The 18,914-nt window shown below is 64.5% G+C and carries 12 protein-coding genes; 9 read left to right on the top strand and 3 right to left on the bottom strand.

What is annotated here, in order from left to right; genetic code table 11:
* Window positions 1-161: 161 nt before the first annotated feature.
* Window positions 162-1,163, bottom strand: a complete 1,002-nt coding sequence (locus ABH924_RS15005) for an Lrp/AsnC family transcriptional regulator (RefSeq protein WP_404499991.1) — start codon at window positions 1,161-1,163, stop codon at window positions 162-164.
* 148 nt (window positions 1,164-1,311) lie between these two features.
* Here ABH924_RS15005 and ABH924_RS15000 point away from each other — a divergent pair, with 148 nt between their 5' ends.
* The 4 genes from ABH924_RS15000 (at window position 1,312) to ABH924_RS14985 (ending at window position 5,796) form a co-directional block, all read left to right on the top strand.
* Complete coding sequence (locus ABH924_RS15000) at window positions 1,312-2,730, top strand: MFS transporter (protein WP_404499989.1); 1,419 nt, start codon at window positions 1,312-1,314, stop codon at window positions 2,728-2,730.
* Window positions 2,727-3,953 (top strand): amidohydrolase, encoded by a 1,227-nt coding sequence (locus ABH924_RS14995; protein WP_404499987.1) that lies wholly within the window; start codon window positions 2,727-2,729, stop codon window positions 3,951-3,953. Before ABH924_RS15000 ends, ABH924_RS14995 begins: the two co-directional genes overlap by 4 nt.
* A 143-nt stretch (window positions 3,954-4,096) precedes the next feature.
* Window positions 4,097-5,443, top strand: coding sequence for an acyltransferase (locus ABH924_RS14990; protein WP_404499985.1), 1,347 nt, complete (start codon window positions 4,097-4,099; stop codon window positions 5,441-5,443).
* Window positions 5,440-5,796 carry a GNAT family N-acetyltransferase gene (locus tag ABH924_RS14985; protein ID WP_404499983.1) on the top strand — a complete coding sequence of 119 codons (357 nt, stop codon included), beginning with the start codon at window positions 5,440-5,442 and terminating at the stop codon, window positions 5,794-5,796. Before ABH924_RS14990 ends, ABH924_RS14985 begins: the two co-directional genes overlap by 4 nt.
* Window positions 5,797-5,911: 115 nt before the next feature.
* Here ABH924_RS14985 and ABH924_RS14980 read toward each other — a convergent pair whose 3' ends face one another.
* Window positions 5,912-6,328 (bottom strand): hypothetical protein, encoded by a 417-nt coding sequence (locus ABH924_RS14980; protein ID WP_404499981.1) that lies wholly within the window; start codon window positions 6,326-6,328, stop codon window positions 5,912-5,914.
* A gap of 121 nt (window positions 6,329-6,449) precedes the next feature.
* Here ABH924_RS14980 and ABH924_RS14975 point away from each other — a divergent pair, with 121 nt between their 5' ends.
* From ABH924_RS14975 to ABH924_RS14955, 5 genes are all read left to right on the top strand, one after another.
* Window positions 6,450-9,068 (top strand): SpaH/EbpB family LPXTG-anchored major pilin, encoded by a 2,619-nt coding sequence (locus ABH924_RS14975; protein WP_404499979.1) that lies wholly within the window; start codon window positions 6,450-6,452, stop codon window positions 9,066-9,068.
* Window positions 9,069-9,298: 230 nt separating this feature from the next.
* Window positions 9,299-12,682, top strand: coding sequence for a SpaA isopeptide-forming pilin-related protein (locus ABH924_RS14970; RefSeq protein ID WP_404499977.1), 3,384 nt, complete (start codon window positions 9,299-9,301; stop codon window positions 12,680-12,682).
* A gap of 19 nt (window positions 12,683-12,701) precedes the next feature.
* Window positions 12,702-14,195 carry a SpaH/EbpB family LPXTG-anchored major pilin gene (locus ABH924_RS14965; protein WP_404499975.1) on the top strand — a complete coding sequence of 498 codons (1,494 nt, stop codon included), beginning with the start codon at window positions 12,702-12,704 and terminating at the stop codon, window positions 14,193-14,195.
* A gap of 101 nt (window positions 14,196-14,296) precedes the next feature.
* Window positions 14,297-15,235, top strand: coding sequence for a class C sortase (locus ABH924_RS14960; RefSeq protein WP_404499973.1), 939 nt, complete (start codon window positions 14,297-14,299; stop codon window positions 15,233-15,235).
* Between the two features lie 62 nt (window positions 15,236-15,297).
* Window positions 15,298-15,507: a YegP family protein gene (locus tag ABH924_RS14955; protein ID WP_404499971.1), complete on the top strand. Its 210-nt coding sequence runs from the start codon at window positions 15,298-15,300 to the stop codon at window positions 15,505-15,507.
* A gap of 370 nt (window positions 15,508-15,877) precedes the next feature.
* Here the strand turns inward: ABH924_RS14955 and ABH924_RS14950 are convergent, their stop codons facing one another.
* On the bottom strand, window positions 15,878-18,868 hold the full coding sequence (locus tag ABH924_RS14950) for an alpha-mannosidase (RefSeq protein WP_404499969.1): 2,991 nt from the start codon (window positions 18,866-18,868) through the stop codon (window positions 15,878-15,880).
* Window positions 18,869-18,914 lie beyond the last annotated feature (46 nt).

Below are 18,914 nucleotides of genomic sequence, written 5' to 3'. Positions count from 1 at the left end.
GATAGCACTCTCTACTAAACGCCGCGAGTCGTCGCGCCGCACGGTAAATGTTCGTGTTGCCGTCTGGGTGTCCAGATGGGAGCGGCACTTCCCGTCATTGGTGAGCGAGCGTTGTGGGATTTGGCGTCATTGGTGAGCGAGCGTCGGGGACGGGCGGGCAGCTAGGCTTCACGCCACAGCGGCAACGGGACCACGCTGCGGCTCCGTCCGGACTCGTCCAACACGTGCCCGAGGCGCTTGTAGTTTCGGACCACGGCTTGCCGGGAGATCACGGCGCTCCCTGGCGCGCGCTCCGCCAGTTCGCGCTCGTGGCCCTGGACCTCCAAGTAGTCGCGGACCCAAAGTGTCACGAGCAGATTCTGGGCGCCCAGAACCTGGGCGCTGAGCCTGCAATTCGGCAGGGCAGCGAAGTAGCGCCCGACGGCGTCAACATGGTGGGCGGGCACGTTGAGGATGAGGCTCACTTCCCTCAGTCCTTGTTGGGCGGAAACGGACGTATCGCACCTCAGCGTCATGTAGCCGGACGCGAGGAACCGCTCCACCCGCCGTCGTGCCGTTTGGGGAGAGACGCCGCAGGCGGCTCCCAGTTCCGCCCAACTGGCCCGCCCGTCCTTAGCCAGTTCCTCCAAGAGGGACGCATCCAGCCGGTCGGGAGCGTAGGCGGCCGGGGCGGGCAGGGGTTCTGCCGACATGAGCCGGGCCCGCGCCGGTTCGAGGGTGCCGCTGCGCCAGTCGGAAGCCTGCCGGTACAGCTTGGTGACGAAAACGACTTCCCGGTGGGTCACTCCGGGGAGGCCTGCGAAGGAGCCGGTGACGATGTCCATGAGCTCTTCGTGGCTGGAGGCGAAGCAGTCCACGAAGAGATCGTGCGAGCCGGACACCAGCGAAACGGTGCCGAATGCCGGCTCCGCACACAGTTTTTGGACCAGGGCTTCGTTCTCGCTTGGAAGGGAAGAAAGGCTGATGAACGCCGACCAGCCAGCACTCAGATAGCGCGGACCCGGGGCCGGGGTGATCCACGCCAGTCCCTGCTCGGCAAGGGAGTTCCAGCGGCGCGCGACGGTAGGCCCGGACAAGCCCAGGACATCCCCCACGCGGCTCCAGTCGGCACGGGGATTGATCTGCAGGGCATTGACGATTTCGAGGTCAGTTTCGGAGATCATGGCTGATTCCTTCAAAATTTACGATTCTCAGAGGATTTCAAACAAATTCCTAGCCAGTGTAGACGGCGGACCTAACGTTGTGACTCGCATCACCCCTACTTGCATCCCAACGCCCAGGCAACGACGCCCCCAACACTCAAGGAAGCACATGGCAAGCAAGACAGCACCTCCGGCGACGGCAGCCGTCGCACGCCGGACCATCACCGGAATGATCGTGGCGATGGCCCTGATCGAATCACTCAGTGGGGTCACCCAGGGTTACCTGAACCCGATCCTCCCCGCCCTCGGGCCGAGCTTTTCGATCGATGACCCCACCATCAACGGCATTTTCCTGATCTCAAACGTGAGCTTTGCCGTGCTCACGCCGATCATCTCGCGGCTCGGCGACAGCTATGGCTACAGGCTCGTGCTCCGCTGGTCGACGGCGGTAGTCGCGGCCGGCGTCCTCATGATGGCGTTGTGGCCCTCGCTGTGGACGGTGACAATCGGCGTCGTCATGCTCACGTGCGTGGTTGGCTTCATTCCGCTGATGATGGGCATCCTGCGGGTGAGCAGCCCGGCGCAGACCCGCACCGGCGTGAGCGTGATGATCGGCATGCTCATGATCATGGTTGGCGCAGGCGGCCTGCTTGCCGGGATCATCGGCGTCGACGATCCCACCCTCGGTTTCTGGGTAGCGGTGCCGTTCGCGGTTGTGGGGCTGCTTTGCTCCTTCGTCCTGCCTGACGCCGGGACCCCCACCCGCGAAGGACTCGCCTTGGTGCCGCTCCTGGCATGTTCCCTCGGCCTGATCGGCTTCGTGGTGGCCCTTTCGATGGGCCCGGACTGGGGCTGGTTGGATGCCAAGACCCTGGGATCCGGAATCATCGGCCTCGCGCTGATGGCCTACTGGGTGGTCCTGGACGCTCGAAGCGTGAACGGCAAGCGCTTCATGGACCTGCGGATGCTCGCCATACCGCGCATCCGGACGGTCTCGCTGGCCACCTTCTTCTTCGGTTTCGCCTCCATCAGCTACTTCGGCACCAACGGGATCTTCCTGTATTCGAACCCTGACAAGACCGGCTACGGCTTCGCGCTGAGCCCGCTCATGATCGCCATCGTCCTGGCCGCCGCATCGGTGCTCTCGCTGCTTTCCTCGCTCCTGACCTCGAGGGCTCTTAGCCTGTTCGGCGAGCGTGCGACCCTGGTATTCGCCGGTCTCCTGCTGGCGGGCGGCTTCCTGGTCATGGCAGCTGCGCACGGCTCCCTGGCCGGCTACTGCGCCGGTTTCGCCATGTTCAACCTGAGCCTTGGCATGTATCAGGCGGGAACCCGGGCACTGTCTGTGGAGGGCGTTCCGCTTGAGGAAACCTCGACGGCGGCCGGCCTCAACGAACTGGCGCTGTCCGTTGGCATTGCGGTGGGTGCCGCCGTCGTGAAGCTCATCTCCTCGTCTTCAGTCCAGTCAGGGCATATCAGCGAGGGGGGCCTCCTGTCGATCTGGATTGCCCTGGCCATCGCGGCCCTGATCGCTGCGGCAGCAGCCGCCCGCTACCCTAAGCGCCAAGCCGCGGTGATGGGCGCATGAAAGCTGCTGCCTTGAAAGCCGCCGCCATGAAGGCCGGGTCCCCGGAAACCGCAACGCCCACCACGACCTCACCGGCCGCCGTCGAGCGCTCCGTCTCCGCCGCGCTGGAAAGGTGGGAGCCGGAAGTCCTTGGCCTGAGCCACGCGATCCACGCCGATCCCGAGCTCAGCGGGCAGGAGTTCCGTGCCGCCAAGCGGGTTAGCGGGCTGCTCCGGAGCGCAGGCTTCAGCTTTGACGGTCCGCAGCCACTGCTCCCTGCTTCCTTCAGCGCGAGGTTCGGGACCGGTGAGCTGGTGGTCGCACTGTGCGTTGAATACGATGCTTTGCCGACCATTGGCCACGCGTGCGGACACAACGTGAACGCCGCCTGTGCCGTGGGCGCGGCACTCGCGCTCGCCTCCGTCGCCGACGGGCTCGGGATCACTGTCAAGGTCCTCGGCACTCCGGCGGAAGAGACAAGCGGCGGCAAGGTCGATCTCATCGGCGAGGGCTTCTTCGAAGACGTATCCCTGGCGATGATGGCCCATGCAGGCGCCGAGGACGTCATCGGCGGCTCGTCCCTGGCCATGGGTATGTGGGACGTGCTCTATGAAGGGCGCCCCGCGCATGCCGCGGCCGCTCCATCCGAGGGGGTCAATGCCCTCGATGCGCTCGTGATTGCACAGACGGCCATTGCCTTGGCACGGCAGCAACTTCCGCCCGCCTCGGTTGTTTCGTTGATCGTGACGGAAGGCGGGAGCGCCGTCAACGTCATACCGGAGCGTGCCCGGGCGAGCGTGGAAATGCGTTCACCGAGCCTCAAGAACCTGCGAACCATCGAGGAACGCGTGCGGCGCTGCCTGGAGGCGGGCGCACTTGCCAGCGGGAGCGCCCTCAAGGTCACGCCCACGGGTAACGCCTACGCCGAACTCAGGCAGGACCGGTACCTTTCCGAGGCCTACCGGGAAGCGATGTCCGCCCGAGGGAGGGCTGTCGCGTTCAACGAAGATCCAGTAGCTTCCACGGATATGGGCAACGTCTCGCAACTGGTCCCAAGCATCCATCCGCTGCTCGGCTACGACGTGGGCGGGGCCGCCCACCACACCGCCGAGTTTGCTGCCCACGGCTCGTCCGCTTCCGCGGACCGGGCGGTCTTGGAAGGCGCCTTCGGCCTGGCCCTGGCGGCCTGCGCGGCGGCCAGCGATCCGCGGCAACGGGAACGGCTGCTGAACGTCCGTCGCTAAACGCCGTGACCGTGGGTGCGGTTCCACAGCTGCGTTCCGGAACGCAGCTCGCGGGCCGCACCCACGAATTCGCACGTTCGCCCGCTCTGGTTCCCACCGTCGAGCGGGCGGACAATGATCTCAGCAGTTCGCGAGGGAGCGTAATGGGATTCTCGAGGCAACAAAAGACGTCCGTGGCCATGGCCGCATTTGGCCGCTCACGTGATCCCGTGATCGATCTCGCCCGGTTCTTCTGCCTCATCCTGGTGGTGCTCTCGCACTGCATGATGGTCAGCCCGGTCCTGCACCCGGACGGCACCGTCACCACTGAAAACACGCTCATGGAGCAGCACTGGTTCGAACCCGTCCTGTGGGTGTTCCAAGTGATGCCGCTGTTCTTCGTCCTTGGCGGCATCACGGGACTGGAATCGTGGCGTCGCTTGCGTGCGCGCGGCGGCTCCGGCGTCGATTATGCGCAACTGAGGCTTTTGCGTCTCATCCGTCCGGCAACTGCGCTGCTGGCCTCGATGTTCGTGGGGTTGTGGGCCGCAAGCCTGCTTGGCGTCGACCCGGAAGTGGTCCAGCTCATCGCGACTGGGGCGGGCATGCCCTTGTGGTTCCTGGCCGCGTACCTCGCAACTCAACTCAGCGTTCCCTTGCTGGCCCGGCTGCACGGACATTCCCCGTGGTTGACCCTCGGCGGGCTCGTGGCCGCCGTGATCACCCTTGACTCCCTGCGCGGGGCGTTTCCGATGCTCGCCTTCGTCAACATGCTCTTTGTGTGGTGCGCGGTCCAGCAATTCGGCTTCTTCATCGCCGACGGCATCTTCGCCGGGCGCAGCCGGGGCTGGTTCGCGGGGTTGATCGTGGGCAGCAACCTGCTGCTGGGGTTCGTGACCGGGATCGGGGTCTACTCCGGAAACATGATCGTGGACCTGAATCCGCCCAACTTCTGCATGCTGCTCTTGGGCCTGTCCCAGGCAGCAACGCTCCAGCTGCTGCGCCCCGGCCTTGCCTGGGTGGCTGGCGTGCGCTGGATCCGTTGGGTGGTGGCCGTGGCGGGCCGGCGGTCCATGACGGTCTATCTGTGGCATTTGCCCCTGCTCGCAGCAATGTCGGGGCTGCTTCTGCTCACTGGCTTCCCCAAACCGGCGGCCGGTACGGCCGAATGGTGGTGGGCCCGCCCACTGGTGCTGCTCGGCGTCCTCCTGCTCTTGCTCCCGGTCCTGCTGCTGTGCGGCAGGCTTGAGGAGCGCCCGACGGCGGCCAGCCACGCGCGCGGCAGGACGCACGTCGCGGTGGTGACTGCCGGCGTCGTGGTCTTCATTCCGGTGGTGGACGCCGCCTTCAACGGACTCACGCTGACCCTTCTCGCTGGGGGAGCGGCGTGCTTCGCGCTGGGAGTGTTACTACTGGGACGGGTGCCGGCCGGAGTCCTTTCCGCCGCGGTTCCCGATGCCCCTGCGGTGCCATTGCCAGAGCCCGGTTTACGTGCGAATCTCGACTCATGACTGAGTTCACGGATTCAACCGCAGAGTCGTTCAGCCCGGACGTCACAACGGTCAGGAACGACAAATTCCACCGCTACGAGCTTCTGGTTGACGGTGAAGTAGCCGTGATCTCGCAGTTTATGGACAAGCCCGGCCACATCGACTTCCTCCACACCGAGACGCGCGCGCAGTTCAAAGGCCGCGGGCTGGCCAAGGTCCTGGCGCACTTTGCCTTGGACGACGTCGTCGCCTCCGGCAAGCGGATCATTCCGCATTGCCCGTTCATCGCGGCCTATCTGCGCAAGCATGAGGGCTACGAGCTCGACGTTGATTGGCCAGCGGAACCGCCGGTGGGGGAACCGGACAACGAGTAGTCATTCGGCCGCGGAGTGCGTTGAATCATCTGAACTTCCCGCCGACTGCGATGAGTGGTCGTGTCACTAATGAGTGGCTGCGGACGCGGGATCGTGACGCAGTTTTGCTTAAGATCTATTGTTTGAGGGCCACAATGGCGTCGTGTTCGTCGCGGATTACCCGGCCTCGGGACAATCCGGCGACCCCCATGGCGCTGACAAGCTCGCCGCCGTGCCGGTGATCGGAGGCACTGACCACGTACGAAAAGCTCAACATCGCTGATTCTCCGGAGGACAACGTCCCGATATCCAAGTCCCAATCGTGGGGCTTGGAACTGTAATCAAGGCTCTCCATTCCTTCATTGGTGAAGGAGCGAGGAATGAGGCACACGTTGCGGAGTAGGACCTTGGAATCATTGATGATCCATGCGGTGAAAATAATGGTCTCGCCCGGGGCTGCCGCCGACTTGTCGGCCCCGTAAACGAGGACAATATTCCCGACATGTTTCTTTCGGGCAAGCGGTGCTGAGCGGAGTGGGCGGCGTCGGGTCATGCCAGTTGAGTGCGGCTCGCGGCGGAATCGTGTTGCCGCGGGCCAAACTCGCTGCCGTCGAATAACCGGTCCTGCGTAAGATTCAAGTCACATGCAATTTCGGCTGTCACACTGGATGGTTATGGGGCAGGTTTCAGAGGACGGTTCGAATGGCGGAGACGCGTCGATGGCCGTCGGGCACAGCGACCCTCAAATCATGGCCATGGTGCGTGACGGCGATGCTTCCGCCTTCGATGTGCTGTTTCAGCGGCATTTGGCAGCGGCCAAGTTTGTCGCCCGTGCCCAGACGGACAATGTCAGTGACGCCGACGACGTCGTGTCCGAGGCGTTTGCTTCGATTTTCCAAGCCCTCACTGAGGGCAAGGGACCGGACCATTTCTTCCGCTCCTATCTTCTGACTGCCGTGCGGCGAATTGCCCATGACCGGAACCGGAAGTCCAGGCGTACCCAGGTCGTGGGCGACGTCGACGTCCTAGATACCGTTGTCGTCGACGCGGACACCGTTCTGGACGCCTTTGAGTCCAGCACGATGGCGAAGGCGTTCAAGTCGCTTCCGGAACGCTGGCAAGCGGCCCTCTGGCACGTGGACATCGAAGGCCTGAAACCTGCCGCGGCCGCACCCTTCATCGGATTGAGCCCCAACGGCGTCTCCTCGCTCGTGATCCGGGCGCGTGAGGGGCTCCGGCAGGCCTACTTGCAAAACCACGTCAATGTGGCCAGCGACGACTCATGCGTTGAATTTTCGAGCTTGCTCGGAAAGTACGTCCGCAACGGCCTGAAACGTGCGTCACAGGAAAAGGTCAAGGCCCACCTGGAGGAGTGTCCGAAGTGCACGGCTGTGCTGGTGGAACTCAACGATGTCCAGGCGGGCATGAGGGCGCTTGTCTTCCCCTTGGTGGTCGGGGTGGTCTTTACACCGGCAGTGACCGCCGGATTTTTCCCCGGAACCGTACTCCTGGAGTCGCTTCTTCCCGGAGGGGTTCTCCCGGAGCCATTCCTTCCCGAGCCGTTCCTTCGGGAGTCGTTCCTTCGGGGAGGGGCCGAACCGGCCGCCGCGGGACTGCGGTCGGTGGGTGGATTCTGGAAGATGGCAGTCGCCGCCATGGTCCTGGGAGGCCTCGCGATTGCAGGCATCCTCATGTGGCTTGGACAGGCTAGCCCGACGCCCATGGCTGAAGCCGATGTTCCGAGCATCGCCCCGTCAGCCCCGCAGTCCGCGCCGGAACGTGGCCCGACGGCGCCCCCGCCAAGCCTGGCGCCGACGTCGGACCCGCCCGCCATTGCGGTGCCGCAACCCCCGGCGCCCGCGCCAATCGTGCCCGAAGCGGTTCCTGCGCCGCGGGAGACAGCCAGGGTGGTTGATTCCGGAACCGGCATCACGAACCCCGTTCGTGAGACGGGTTCGTTGACCATCCACAAGTACGAGAGGCCGGCCTCGCCGACCAACCTGCCCAACGACGGAACGGTTCTGACTGCCGCCCAGTTGCAGGGACTGACGCCGATGGCCGGGGTGACGTTCGCGGTCCAGAAGGTCAACAATATTGATCTGACGACGAATGCGGGCTGGGCTGCGGCGGCAGCGCTGACGCCGGACCAGGCCGTGACGCAGGCGGCGACCCCGGGTTCGAAGGTCACGACCGGCGCGGCCGGAACGGCGACCTTGGGGAATCTTCCGCTGGGCCTGTATCTGGTGACCGAGACCGGCTACCCGGCCGGTGTGACTCCTGCGGCCCCGTTCCTGGTGACGGTTCCCATGACGGACCCGGCCGGCGGGAACAGCTGGCTGTATGACGTGAACGTCTATCCCAAGAACGCGGTGACCGGGGCCACGAAGAGCGTGAATGATGCGTCGGTGGTCAAGCTCGGTGACAACGTGCAGTGGACCATCAGCAGCGACATTCCCAACGTCAACCCGATTGATGGGTACCGGATCGTCGACAAGCTCGATTCGAAGCTGAGCTACACCAACTCGACCGTGGCGCTCTCCAACAGTGCCGCGCTGGCGCTGAACACGGACTACAGCATCGCGTTCGACACGGCCACGAACACCCTCACAGTCGACTTCACCGCAAGCGGCCGGGCGATTCTGGCTGCCAACCCCACCGCGAAGGTCGTGGTCACGGTGAACACGACCGTGAACACGGTCGGTGAGGTCACGAACACGGCTCTTGTCTACCCGAATGCGGCCAGCTTCAACATCACTCCGGGCCAGCCCGGCGGTCCCGTGGTCACGCCTCCGGTGGCGGTGACGAAGTGGGGCAACATCGTGCTGCACAAGAAGGATTCCCAGAGTTCGGCTGCCCTGGCCGGTGCCGGGTTCTCGGTGTATCCGAGCCGGGCTGATGCGCTGGCCGGTACCAACGCGATCAGCGTCGGAGGTTCCAGTTCCTGGACCACCGATGCCAGCGGCAACCTGGTGATCTCGGGGCTGCGTTACTCCAACAAGGCGAACGGAAAGCCCGTCAGCCCCGGTCAGCCCGGTTACCAGTCGTACTGGCTGGTGGAGACCAAAGCCCCGTCCGGGTACGCGCTGCTCGCCCAGCCGGTCGAGACCACGGTCACCAGCAACGACCCCTCGGCTGTGACGGTGACGATCGGCAACATCAAGCAGAACGCTGGATTCCAGCTGCCGCTCACCGGCGTAGGAACCTGGGCCCTGCCTGCGGGCGGAATCCTCGTGCTGGCAGGCGCAGGCCTGTTCATGGTCACCGGCCGCCGGAAGCCCACCGAAGTAAAATAGGCGGCTGCGGCGCCCGGAACCTGATCCGGCCGATGTCACGCTCCGAAAATACTTTCCAACTTTCGCGTCACGATCCGCGAATTGCTCCCACTGTTCCAGTGGGTGGCCGTTTCTCCCCCGCTTCATTCAAAAATTCAACCTGTTTTCTGCGACACGAATCGCGGGAAGCGCGCACTTGATGGCTAGAGACCACCTGTGTGCCCGCTCCCGAAAGTGAAGCAAGAAAGCCTATGAAGCAGTCCCTTCCAGCCAAGCTACTGGCAATTCTCCTCACAGCAACGATTGTCGGCCTTGGTTTGGGCGGTACCTTGCCTTCACCCGCATATGCGACGACGCCGGGAACCCCGGGAGTGCCTCAGGCGGGTACTCCGGTCTACACCGAGGATTTTTCCAATCAGGATGCTTCCGCGGCTGCCATCAACATCCTGAACTACACCGGCGGTGCGGCAGCCGCGTTCTCGACGTACACGGCGGACCCGCAGTGGACTCCGGCCGGGAACCAGTGCAATGGGTGGATCATGAGTTGGACCACGCCTAACCCTCCGGCCTCCGACGCTGGCTGCCAGCGGAACCTCGGCACGACGTGGCCCTCACTTCGGAGCATGGCCCAAGCACTCGGCATGGCGCAGGGGCAGAGCCCGGCGCAGGCGCAAACGAACCAGGCTCTGACGGAGTACACGAATGCGTCGAGCGGTTCCATCACCGCCGGCACGGAATTCCGCACAGTGAAGACCATTCCCGCGATCGCCGGGCACTACTACGCGGTGTCGGCCTATTTCGCCGCCGTGAACTGTCCTGCCCAGGGCGGCGCCAGTCAACCGCAGGAGACATTCAGTCTTCTCGTGAACGGCACTCCGATCGTGCTGAGCTCCGGGCTGAACCCATGCACGAGTTCCACTGACTGGTCGACTCAGGTGACCAAACTGCAGTCAGCGGCGTACATGGTTCCGGCCGGGACGACTGCGAACCTCGGGCTGTCGCTGTACAACGCGCAGACCAATGGCTCGGGTAACGACGTGGCGTTCGACCTGCCCCAGATCGTCGACGTCACCCCGCAGTTGGACAAATCGTTCGGTCCGGCGCTCATTGCCCCCGGCCAGACGTCCATGGTGACGCTCACGGTGACCAACACCAGCGACCTGAAGGCGAAGAACGACTGGAGTATCACCGACACGCTGCCTGCCGGCGTCGTGATCGCTCCGACTCCCGTGATCGGCGGAACATGTGCACAGGTGACCGGCGCAGGGTTCGTCCGCACGGCGACTGCCGGAGCGAACACCTTCACTGCGACGGGCGGTGATCTTGCCGCGGGGCAGGCATCCTGCACCATCACGTTCAACGTGACCGCCGCGGCGGAGGGGACGTATGTCAACGGCCCGGCCAACATCGTGACCAACCTCAACCCGCCGGCGAACGCCACCCTGACCGTCCGGGCGCCGCGGATTACCTTGACCAAGGCGCTCGGAGCACCGCGCGGGGCGGCAACGGACCAGTTCACCGTGCAGATCCGCACCGGCGGGGCGACGGGCGCGGTGGTTAACAACACCACCAACTCAACCACGACAGGAACGGGATCCTCAGTAACTGCGGGAACCGGCACCACCGGCGCCTACGTGGCCACGGCTGGAACCGTGTATACCCTGACCGAAGCGGCCGCCGGTACGGCCAACCTTGCGAACTATGCCGGCACCATTACCTGTACGGACTCGTTCGGCCTGCAGGCCGGTTTGCCCGTCGGGGCCGCGTTCAGCGGTTCGCTGGCCATCACGCCGGTGGCCGGGGCGAACATTACCTGCACCTTGTCAAACACCGCCCAGCCGATCATCAACGTAGCCAAGCAGGCCGGCACGGTCACCGGTCCGGATGCGAACGGCAACTTTGTCGCCAACTACACCGTCACCGTCTCCAACACCGGCTCGGCGGCCGGCACTTACGGTACCCTGGCCGACACTCCGGCGTTCGCCCCGAACCTGGCTGCAACGAGTGCTGCTTGGACGACTACCGGGACCGGGGCTCCTGCTGGTGGGTCGTCGCCGACACCCGGTCCATACGCGCTGGCCCAGCCGGGAATCGCCATCGGCCCGGGAGCCACGCAGACCTTCAATCTCGCCGTGACGTTCCACTACACGAACACCAGCCAACCAGCGGCGTGCGCGGGCCCCGGCACCGGCCTGTTCAACTCGGTTGCGTTACCGGCTGGCCAAGAGCAGGGCCCGACGACGGACAACTCCGCCTGCGACGCCCTCACGCCCAATCTGGTGGCCTCCAAGAGCGTGGACCCCGTGGCCGGCACCATGGTCCAGCCCGGGCAGGTTCTGAGCTACTCGCTGACCTTCGACAACACGAGCGGTTCTGCACCGGCCGCTGTCAGTTTCACCGACTGGCTCGGGGACGTTCTGGATGCCTCGAGCTTCGTGGCCAACTCGATCACCACAACCTCCACGAGCGGGACTCCCTTGGTTGTCACGAACAACTCGGGGGCGGCGCCTAAAACCTTGGCCGTCACGGGCATAGTGGCTGCCGGCGCGAAAAGCGTCGTCACGTATCAGGTGAAGGTCAATAGCGTTGGCAACCTGGGTGATGCGTCGCTCGAGAATTACCTGACACCGTCAGCCACCATCATCCCGCCATCGAGCTGCCCGGACGGCAGCATCACCTGCACTGTCAACCCCGTGGGCTCGTGGACCCTGGGCAAGACCGCCTTCCCGGCCTCCGGAACTTACCTCAATCCGGGCGACCCCAGCGCAAACAGGGTGATCACGTATACGGTGACCGCCACCAACTCCACCGTCACCCCCGTCACCGGTGTCATCCTCAGCGATGACCTGAGCCAGGTACTGAACAACTCCACGTTCACGGCCGGCTCGGCGAAGCTGACCGTCAATGGCGGTACACCATTCGTAGTCCCGGACCCCGGTCCTGACATGAAGCTGGCTACGCTTCCATTCAGTCTCCCCGGCAACGGCGCGGCGGTGTTGACCTACTCGGTGACTGTCAACACGAATGCATGGCTCGTCACAGTGAAGAACGGGGCAACCGGCAACGGGATCCTCCCTCCGGCACGATGCGTCACCGGAGGCTCGGCGCCACTTGACCCTGCATGTTTCACCACGAATCCCACTACCGGCCACCTGTTCCTGCAAAAGGCAGGACCCGGGACAATCCAGGGTTCCCCCGTCCCGCTGACCGGCTCGACGTTTGAGATCCACAATGATGCTGCCGGGCAAATGGGCCCCACCGTCGTCGGAGTGAACAGCCCGGTATCCGGGTCGCCCGGACTGGTCGAGGTCAGGAATTTGCTTCCGGGGACCTACTGGCTGCTCGAAACCAAAGCCCCGGACGGCTACTCGCTTCTGGCCACCCCCGTGAAGTTCACCATTGCGCCGAACGGCAGCATCGCCTTGGACCCGGCCACCGCAGGAACGTCGGTAACGGCAAACAACCAGACCATCACCGTTCTGGATATGGCGTCCGTCAAGCTTCCATTCGCCGGCGGGCCAGGCACTGCCGGCATCTTCGGCGGAACGGTTCTCGGGATCCTCGCCCTCATGATTTCCCTCGCCCTCATCGTCTTCAGGCGAGCGAACAAGACCCCACAAACCCAAACTCCTTAGCGCAGCTCCGCGCAAATCAATGGGGGAACAAGAAAGGAACACGATGAAATCATCGAAGGTGAGGCGCGGCATAATAGCCTCTTTGGCCGCAATAGCCTCAGCTGGGATGCTCGCCCTCGGAGCCGGAGGTGCACACGCGGCGAACACCGCGAACATCGATCCGTCCAAGACAGGTTCGTTGACCATCCATAAGTACGAGAAGCCGGCGACGCCGACGAACCTGCCTAACGATGGAACGGCACTGACCCCGGCCCAGACCGCGGCCCTGACCCCGATGGCGGGGGTGACGTTCACGGTGCAGAAGGTGAACAACATTGACCTGACCACCAACGCGGGATGGACTGCCGCTGCTGCCTTGACGCCGGCCCAGGCCGCGGCGCAGGCGGCCACCCCGGGCTCCACGACCACGACGGACGCGAGCGGAACGGCGAGCTTGGGGAACCTGCCGCTGGGCCTGTATCTGGTGACGGAGACCGGCTATCCCGCTGGTGTCACTCCCTCGGCCCCGTTCCTGGTGACCCTTCCGATGACGGACCCCGCGGGCGGGAACGGGTGGCTGTATGACGTGAACGTCTACCCCAAGAACGCCGTGACTACGGCGACGAAGACCGTGAACGACGCCTCCGTGATCAAGCTTGGTGACGCGGTAACGTGGACCATCACGTCCGACATTCCCAACGTGAACCCGATCGATGGGTACCGGATTGTCGACAAGCTCGATTCGAAGCTGAGCTACACCAGCTCGACGGTGGCGCTTTCGAACAACGCGGCACTGGTGTTGAACACCGATTACACGGTCGTGTTCGACACGGCCACGAATACCCTCACGGTCGACTTCACCGCCACCGGCCGGGCCGTGCTGGCGGCCAACCCCACGGCCAAGGTCCTGGTGACGGTGAACACCACCGTCAGTACGGTCGGTGAGGTCGCGAACACGGCCCTTGTCTACCCGAACGCGGCCAGCTTCACCATCACTCCGGGCCAGCCCAACGGTCCGGTCGTCACTCCTCCAGTTATTACCAAGTGGGGCGACATCGTGCTCCACAAGAAGGATTCCCAGAGCTCCGCGGCCCTGGCCGGGGCCTTGTTCTCGGTCTACCCGAGCCGGGCCGATGCCCTGGCCGGCACGAACGCGATCAGCGTCGGAGGTGTCAGTTCCTGGACCACCGATGCCAGCGGCAACCTGGTGATCTCCGGTCTGCGCTACTCCAACTGGGCCAACGGGGCAACAGTGACCTCGGGCCAGCCCGGCTACCAGAGCTACTGGCTCGTGGAGACCAAAGCCCCGTCGGGCTACGAGCTGCTCGCCCAGCCGGTCGAGACCACGGTCACCAGCAACGACCCGTCAGTGGTCACAGTGACGATCAACAACGTCCCGCACAACGCCGGGTTCCAGCTGCCCCTCACCGGTGGTGTGGGAACCTGGGCCCTGACCGCCGGCGGGATCCTCGTGCTGGCAGGCGCCGGTCTCTTCATGGTCACCGGCCGACGGAAGCGTAACGAGGCAAAGTAAACACCCCTCGGTGACCCGCATCCCTTGATGCAGGGTATGGGGCATCCACCACTGCGGTGGATGCCCCATGCCGCTCCCGTCCATCAAAGCAAGAGGCCCCAATGACCCAAACCCTCAAAGAATTCATGGAGGGTTCCGAACCCGGACCGGAAGGCCGGAGACCGGCGGCGGGAAGCAAGCGCATCCGATCAGGTCTTGCTTACCGCAGACTTGTCACGATGATGGTCATCGCCGCATTCGGCCTGGGCCTGGTCCTTTACCCCCAGGCAGCTGACTGGTTCAGCTCGATATCCCACAGCAGCCAACTTTCCGGCTATGCGCAGGAAGTCGAACAGCTTGAACCCTCGGCCCGGACGAAAGTGTTGGAACGGACACGCGAATACAACTCCCGGATCCCTGCCGGACAGCTGCGGGACCCGTACTCCGCCCAAGCCCCGATGCCGGCATTGGAAGGGCAGCTGCGGGATTATAAGAGCCAGTTGAACGTAGCCAACGACGACGTGATCGGAAGATTCCGCTACCCGTCCCTGAACATTGATCTGCCGATCTTCCACGGAACCAGCGACGACGTTCTAGCCAAAGGCGTGGGCCACCTCTATGGCTCCTCCCTTCCCGTAGGCGGCCCAGGCACGCACAGCGTCCTCACATCGCACTCGGGGATCCCGAATGCGGAACTCTTCAATCCCCTCCACAGCGCGAAAACGGGTGACATCTTCTCCACCGAAGTCATGGACCACACGTTCCTCTACAAGGTCGACAGGATCGAAGTGGTCAAACCGGATGACATTTCCTCACTGAAAATCACCGCGGGGGAGGACTCCATCACTTTGGTAACGTGTACCCCCATCGGAGTGAACTCACACCGGCTCCTAGTTCACGCCTCCCGGATCGCAGACATCCCCAAAGGCGCCCCGGAACAGAAAACCCTGGCAGGGCGCCAAGCCAACATTGGATTCCCGTACTGGATCGTCTACTTCGTTTGCGGCTTGCTGGCCTTCTACCTGGCTTTTCTTGCCTGGAACCGTCGACGAAGCCGATGATCCAAACGCTTGGGCGCGCAAAGGCCCGGGGCGCATCTACCCCCAGACAAGGAAGCACCACAATGGCCTCACAATTCAATCTCTACGTTGACGCGGATGCCTGTCTGCGGTTCCAACTTGTTACCGGAAATGGCGACGTGCTCCTCACCTCCGAGGCTTTTAAGGACGAGGATGCGGCAATCGCAGCGATCTGGTCAGTGCGCGAGGCCGCGGCCAACGGGCGCATCGTGGATCTCACCGGTTCGATGCCGGAAAACCACCCCACCAACTAAGTCATGGCCCCGGCATTTCGACGGACTTCCACCGATATCTTGCGAAGTTCGCGACACGATTCACACCCGGGCGACACAAAGTTAGTGCCTGACATGCGAAGGAGTGAGACTCCTCGCGGACCTGTTGGGGGCCGCTATGAAGGCGTCCATTCTCGATGGACCGCATGTCAGGCCGTGCCCTATGCGGTCGTGCGCCCCCATGCGACTCATGGCCTGGGGCACGTGTAGGGATCTAAGGATCCCTACACGGCGTGCGGCTGGATCTGAGACCCCAGCCGCACGCCACTTCCGTCTCTGCCGTAAGCAAGGAGAACTGCCGCCGCGCCTGGTCGGCCAGTCCTCGTGCTCCGGGCGTCGGGCCGGGGGACCCTTAGCGCACGATGCGCAGAGTGCGCACCTCGAACGGCCGCATTCGCAGCTCGCCACCGAGGCGCGCATCGTCCAGGGCGTCCTCGATGAGGCTCACCTCCCGCACCTCGCGGTGCGGAAAGTCGACCGTCAGCTCGCCGTTCGTGCGACGACCAAGCGACTCGTAGACGCGCACGATAAGGTCGCCCGAGCTATCGTCGGCGAGCTTCACGCCGGAAACGACGATCCCTTCGCCCTGGACCGAGACCAGCGGCGCGACGTCGTGATCGCCTCGGACTACGGTCCCTGGGGCGTTCAGCTCGATGCCCGCCTGGGTGGCCTCGGCAGGACCAGCGCCGATCACCATGCCGACCGTGATGACGTGCCGTCCGTGGTCGGCATCGGGGTCAGGGAAGCGCGGTGCCCGAAGCAGCGAGAGCCGTACGGTTGTCGTCACGGAATCGTCCGCCACCTCGCGGGAGGTGTCGTAGCCGTAGATCGAGTCGTTCACGAGGGCGACGCCGAAGGCGGCCTCGCGCACCAGCACGAAGCGGTGCATCGACGTCTCGAACTTCGCTGCCTCCCAGCTCGTGTTCGTGTGCGTGACGCGCGACTGATAGCCGAACTGGGTCTCGGCCTCGGAGTGTGCCGCCTGCACGTCGAGTGGGAACGCGAGCTTGAGCAGCTTCTCGGTCTCGTTCCAGTCGATGTCGTTGACGATCTGCAGCGTCCGCGAGCCGGGTGCCAGCGTGATCGTCTGGGTGATGGCCGACTTGGAGAATGTGCGATCGATGACCACTTCGGCTCCCGCCTCGGTGAGCCGGGAGCAGATGCAGGTGACATCGCGCAGCTCGGTGGCGCTGTTCCGGTAGTAGCGGTCAATGTCCCAGGCGTCCCACATGTTCGGGAAGTCCTGGTGCAGCTGCAGCAGGTTCGCCGCGCGGCCATCGGCGACGGCGTCACGTCCGGTCCGGAGATCTACCGCGGAGACCACGAGGCCCTCTTTGGAGATGCGCACACGCACGAGCGCGTTCTCCAGCACGATGTCCTCGCCTGAATCGTCCAGCATGACCCGGTCTTCCGAGGCGACGGCCAAGGTGGCGCCGAGCGGCAATGGACCGGCGACCGACGTCGGCGAGAACACGAGCTCATGGTCTCCGTCGCCGGCGAGCGATCGGCGCGCGGCATTCGAGATTGCTTGTGCCCGGGCAATCACGTCGTCGAGGACGGCGACCGCCTCGCGGTGCACCCAGGCGATGGACGTGCCGGGAAGGATGTCGTGGAACTCATGCAGCAGCACCTGCTGCCACAGCTGCTCGAGTTCAGCCTGCGGGTACGCGTTCCCGGCACGGACTGCATCCGTCGCCGCCCACAACTCGGCCTCGATGAGTGCGTGCTCGGCCCGGCGGTGGCGCGACTTGGTCCCGTGCTGGCTGGTGAGAGTGCCGCGGTGCAGTTCGAGGTACAACTCGCCGACCCAGACAGCCGGGTGCGGGAGCTCTGCCTTGGCGGCGTCGAAGAAGACGTCGGGATGTTCCCAGACGACTTGGGCGCTTCCCTCGAGGTTCTGAAGGCGTCGGGCGCGGCCCGTCATCTCGCGCGTCGTGCCGCCGCCGCCGTCACCCCAGCCCACGGGCGCGATCGACCGGGAGCTGACCCGGTTCTCTTTGAACTGGCGCGACGCCTTGGCGACCTCCATCCCGCTCAGCTGCGAGTTGTAGGTGTCCATGGACGGGAAGTGTGTGAAGATCCGCGAGCCGTCGATGCCCTCCCACAGGAACGTGTGGTGCGGGAAGACGTTCTGCTGGTTCCAGGAGATCTTCTGTGTGAAGAACCACTCGAAGCCGGCGCGGCGCATGAGCTGCGGGAGTGCCGACGAGTAGCCGAAGCTGTCGGGCAACCAGACGCCCTTCGAGCGGAAGCCGAACTCCCGCTCGAAGAACCGCTGACCGTGCGAGAACTGCCGGACGAGCGACTCACCCGCCGGCATCACCGTGTCGGACTCGACCCACATGCCGCCAAGTGGCAGGAAGCGACCGTCGGCCACCGCGGTCTTCACTCCTTCGAACACCTCGGGGCGGTGCTCCTTGAGCCACGCGTAATGCTGCGCGCTGGACATGCCGAACTGGAACTCCGGTTGCTCTTCCAGCAGCGCCGTCATCGACGACGAAGTACGGGCGACCTTGCGGATCGTCTCGCGGACCGGCCACAGCCAGGCGGAGTCGATGTGTGCGTGGCCGATGGCCGAGAGGCGATGGGCGCTGGCCTCGGCGGGAGCCGCGAGCACGTCGGCAAGCTTCGAACGGGCGTCTGTAGCGGTGGCGGAGATGCGCTGAAGGTCGAGCACGTCGAAGGCATCATCCAGGGCCTGCAGGATTCTCATGCGCCGCGGGGAGGTGGGCGGAAGCTCGGCCTGCAGCTCGAACAGGACGTCGACGTCGAGCGAGAGCTCGAAGACCTCCTGCTCGAAGACAACGAGATCCATCCGGCGCGTGCGGTAGAGCGGTTCCGCAGACGAGGTGAGGATATCGCCCTCCTGCGTCGGGAGGAAGGGATGGTAGTCGAGCAGCACGGGGTTGGATGCCGCTTCGAGGTAAAGTTCGACGGCCTCGTCGCCGCCGGCCGCCGTGGTGACCGGGATCCACTGGTTGCGGGGGTTGATGCTCTTCACCGGAGTGCCGTCGGCACGATAGACGAGCGCCTCGCATTGGAAGCCTGCCATGTTGATATCGAACCCGAGGTCGACGACGGCTTCGACAGAGCGGCCTGCCCACTCAGCCGGCACGCGACCGGTGATCCGGAACCAGGTGGTGCCCCAGGCGGGACCCCATGGCATTCCGACGGACGCCGGTGCGTAGTCGAGCGCGAACCCGTCGGCCGGGCTGATCGGCTCGCCGGCGAGCTCGTGGATCTCCACGCCCAGAGGCACGGATGCCGAGTGGATCGCCGGTCGGATGCGCTCCTCGAGGACGCGCTTGACGCGACCGATGGTGAGCGAGGTGTCATCATGCATGGGCTGTTCTCCGGGCTCGACGCCGATGGTTTCACTAAAACGCTCC

The organism is Arthrobacter sp. GAS37, from assembly GCF_044908325.1.
GTDB lineage: Bacteria > Actinomycetota > Actinomycetes > Actinomycetales > Micrococcaceae > Arthrobacter > Arthrobacter ramosus.
Note: the sequence above shows the minus strand (reverse complement) of the source record. Positions and strands in the feature narration are given on the sequence as shown.

What these genes read in the sequence shown, in the direction of transcription:
- ABH924_RS15000 (WP_404499989.1), top strand. Translation starts at nt 1,312, where the DNA reads ATGGCAAGCAAGACAGCACCTCCGGCGACGGCAGCCGTCGCACGCCGG.
- ABH924_RS14980 (WP_404499981.1), bottom strand. Translation starts at nt 6,328, where the DNA reads ATGACCCGACGCCGCCCACTCCGCTCAGCACCGCTTGCCCGAAAGAAA.
- ABH924_RS14955 (WP_404499971.1), top strand. Translation starts at nt 15,298, where the DNA reads ATGGCCTCACAATTCAATCTCTACGTTGACGCGGATGCCTGTCTGCGG.
- ABH924_RS14990 (WP_404499985.1), top strand. Translation starts at nt 4,097, where the DNA reads ATGGGATTCTCGAGGCAACAAAAGACGTCCGTGGCCATGGCCGCATTT.
- ABH924_RS15005 (WP_404499991.1), bottom strand. Translation starts at nt 1,163, where the DNA reads ATGATCTCCGAAACTGACCTCGAAATCGTCAATGCCCTGCAGATCAAT.
- ABH924_RS14995 (WP_404499987.1), top strand. Translation starts at nt 2,727, where the DNA reads ATGAAAGCTGCTGCCTTGAAAGCCGCCGCCATGAAGGCCGGGTCCCCG.
- ABH924_RS14985 (WP_404499983.1), top strand. Translation starts at nt 5,440, where the DNA reads ATGACTGAGTTCACGGATTCAACCGCAGAGTCGTTCAGCCCGGACGTC.
- ABH924_RS14960 (WP_404499973.1), top strand. Translation starts at nt 14,297, where the DNA reads ATGACCCAAACCCTCAAAGAATTCATGGAGGGTTCCGAACCCGGACCG.
- ABH924_RS14970 (WP_404499977.1), top strand. Translation starts at nt 9,299, where the DNA reads ATGAAGCAGTCCCTTCCAGCCAAGCTACTGGCAATTCTCCTCACAGCA.
- ABH924_RS14965 (WP_404499975.1), top strand. Translation starts at nt 12,702, where the DNA reads ATGGGGGAACAAGAAAGGAACACGATGAAATCATCGAAGGTGAGGCGC.
- ABH924_RS14950 (WP_404499969.1), bottom strand. Translation starts at nt 18,868, where the DNA reads ATGCATGATGACACCTCGCTCACCATCGGTCGCGTCAAGCGCGTCCTC.
- ABH924_RS14975 (WP_404499979.1), top strand. Translation starts at nt 6,450, where the DNA reads ATGGGGCAGGTTTCAGAGGACGGTTCGAATGGCGGAGACGCGTCGATG.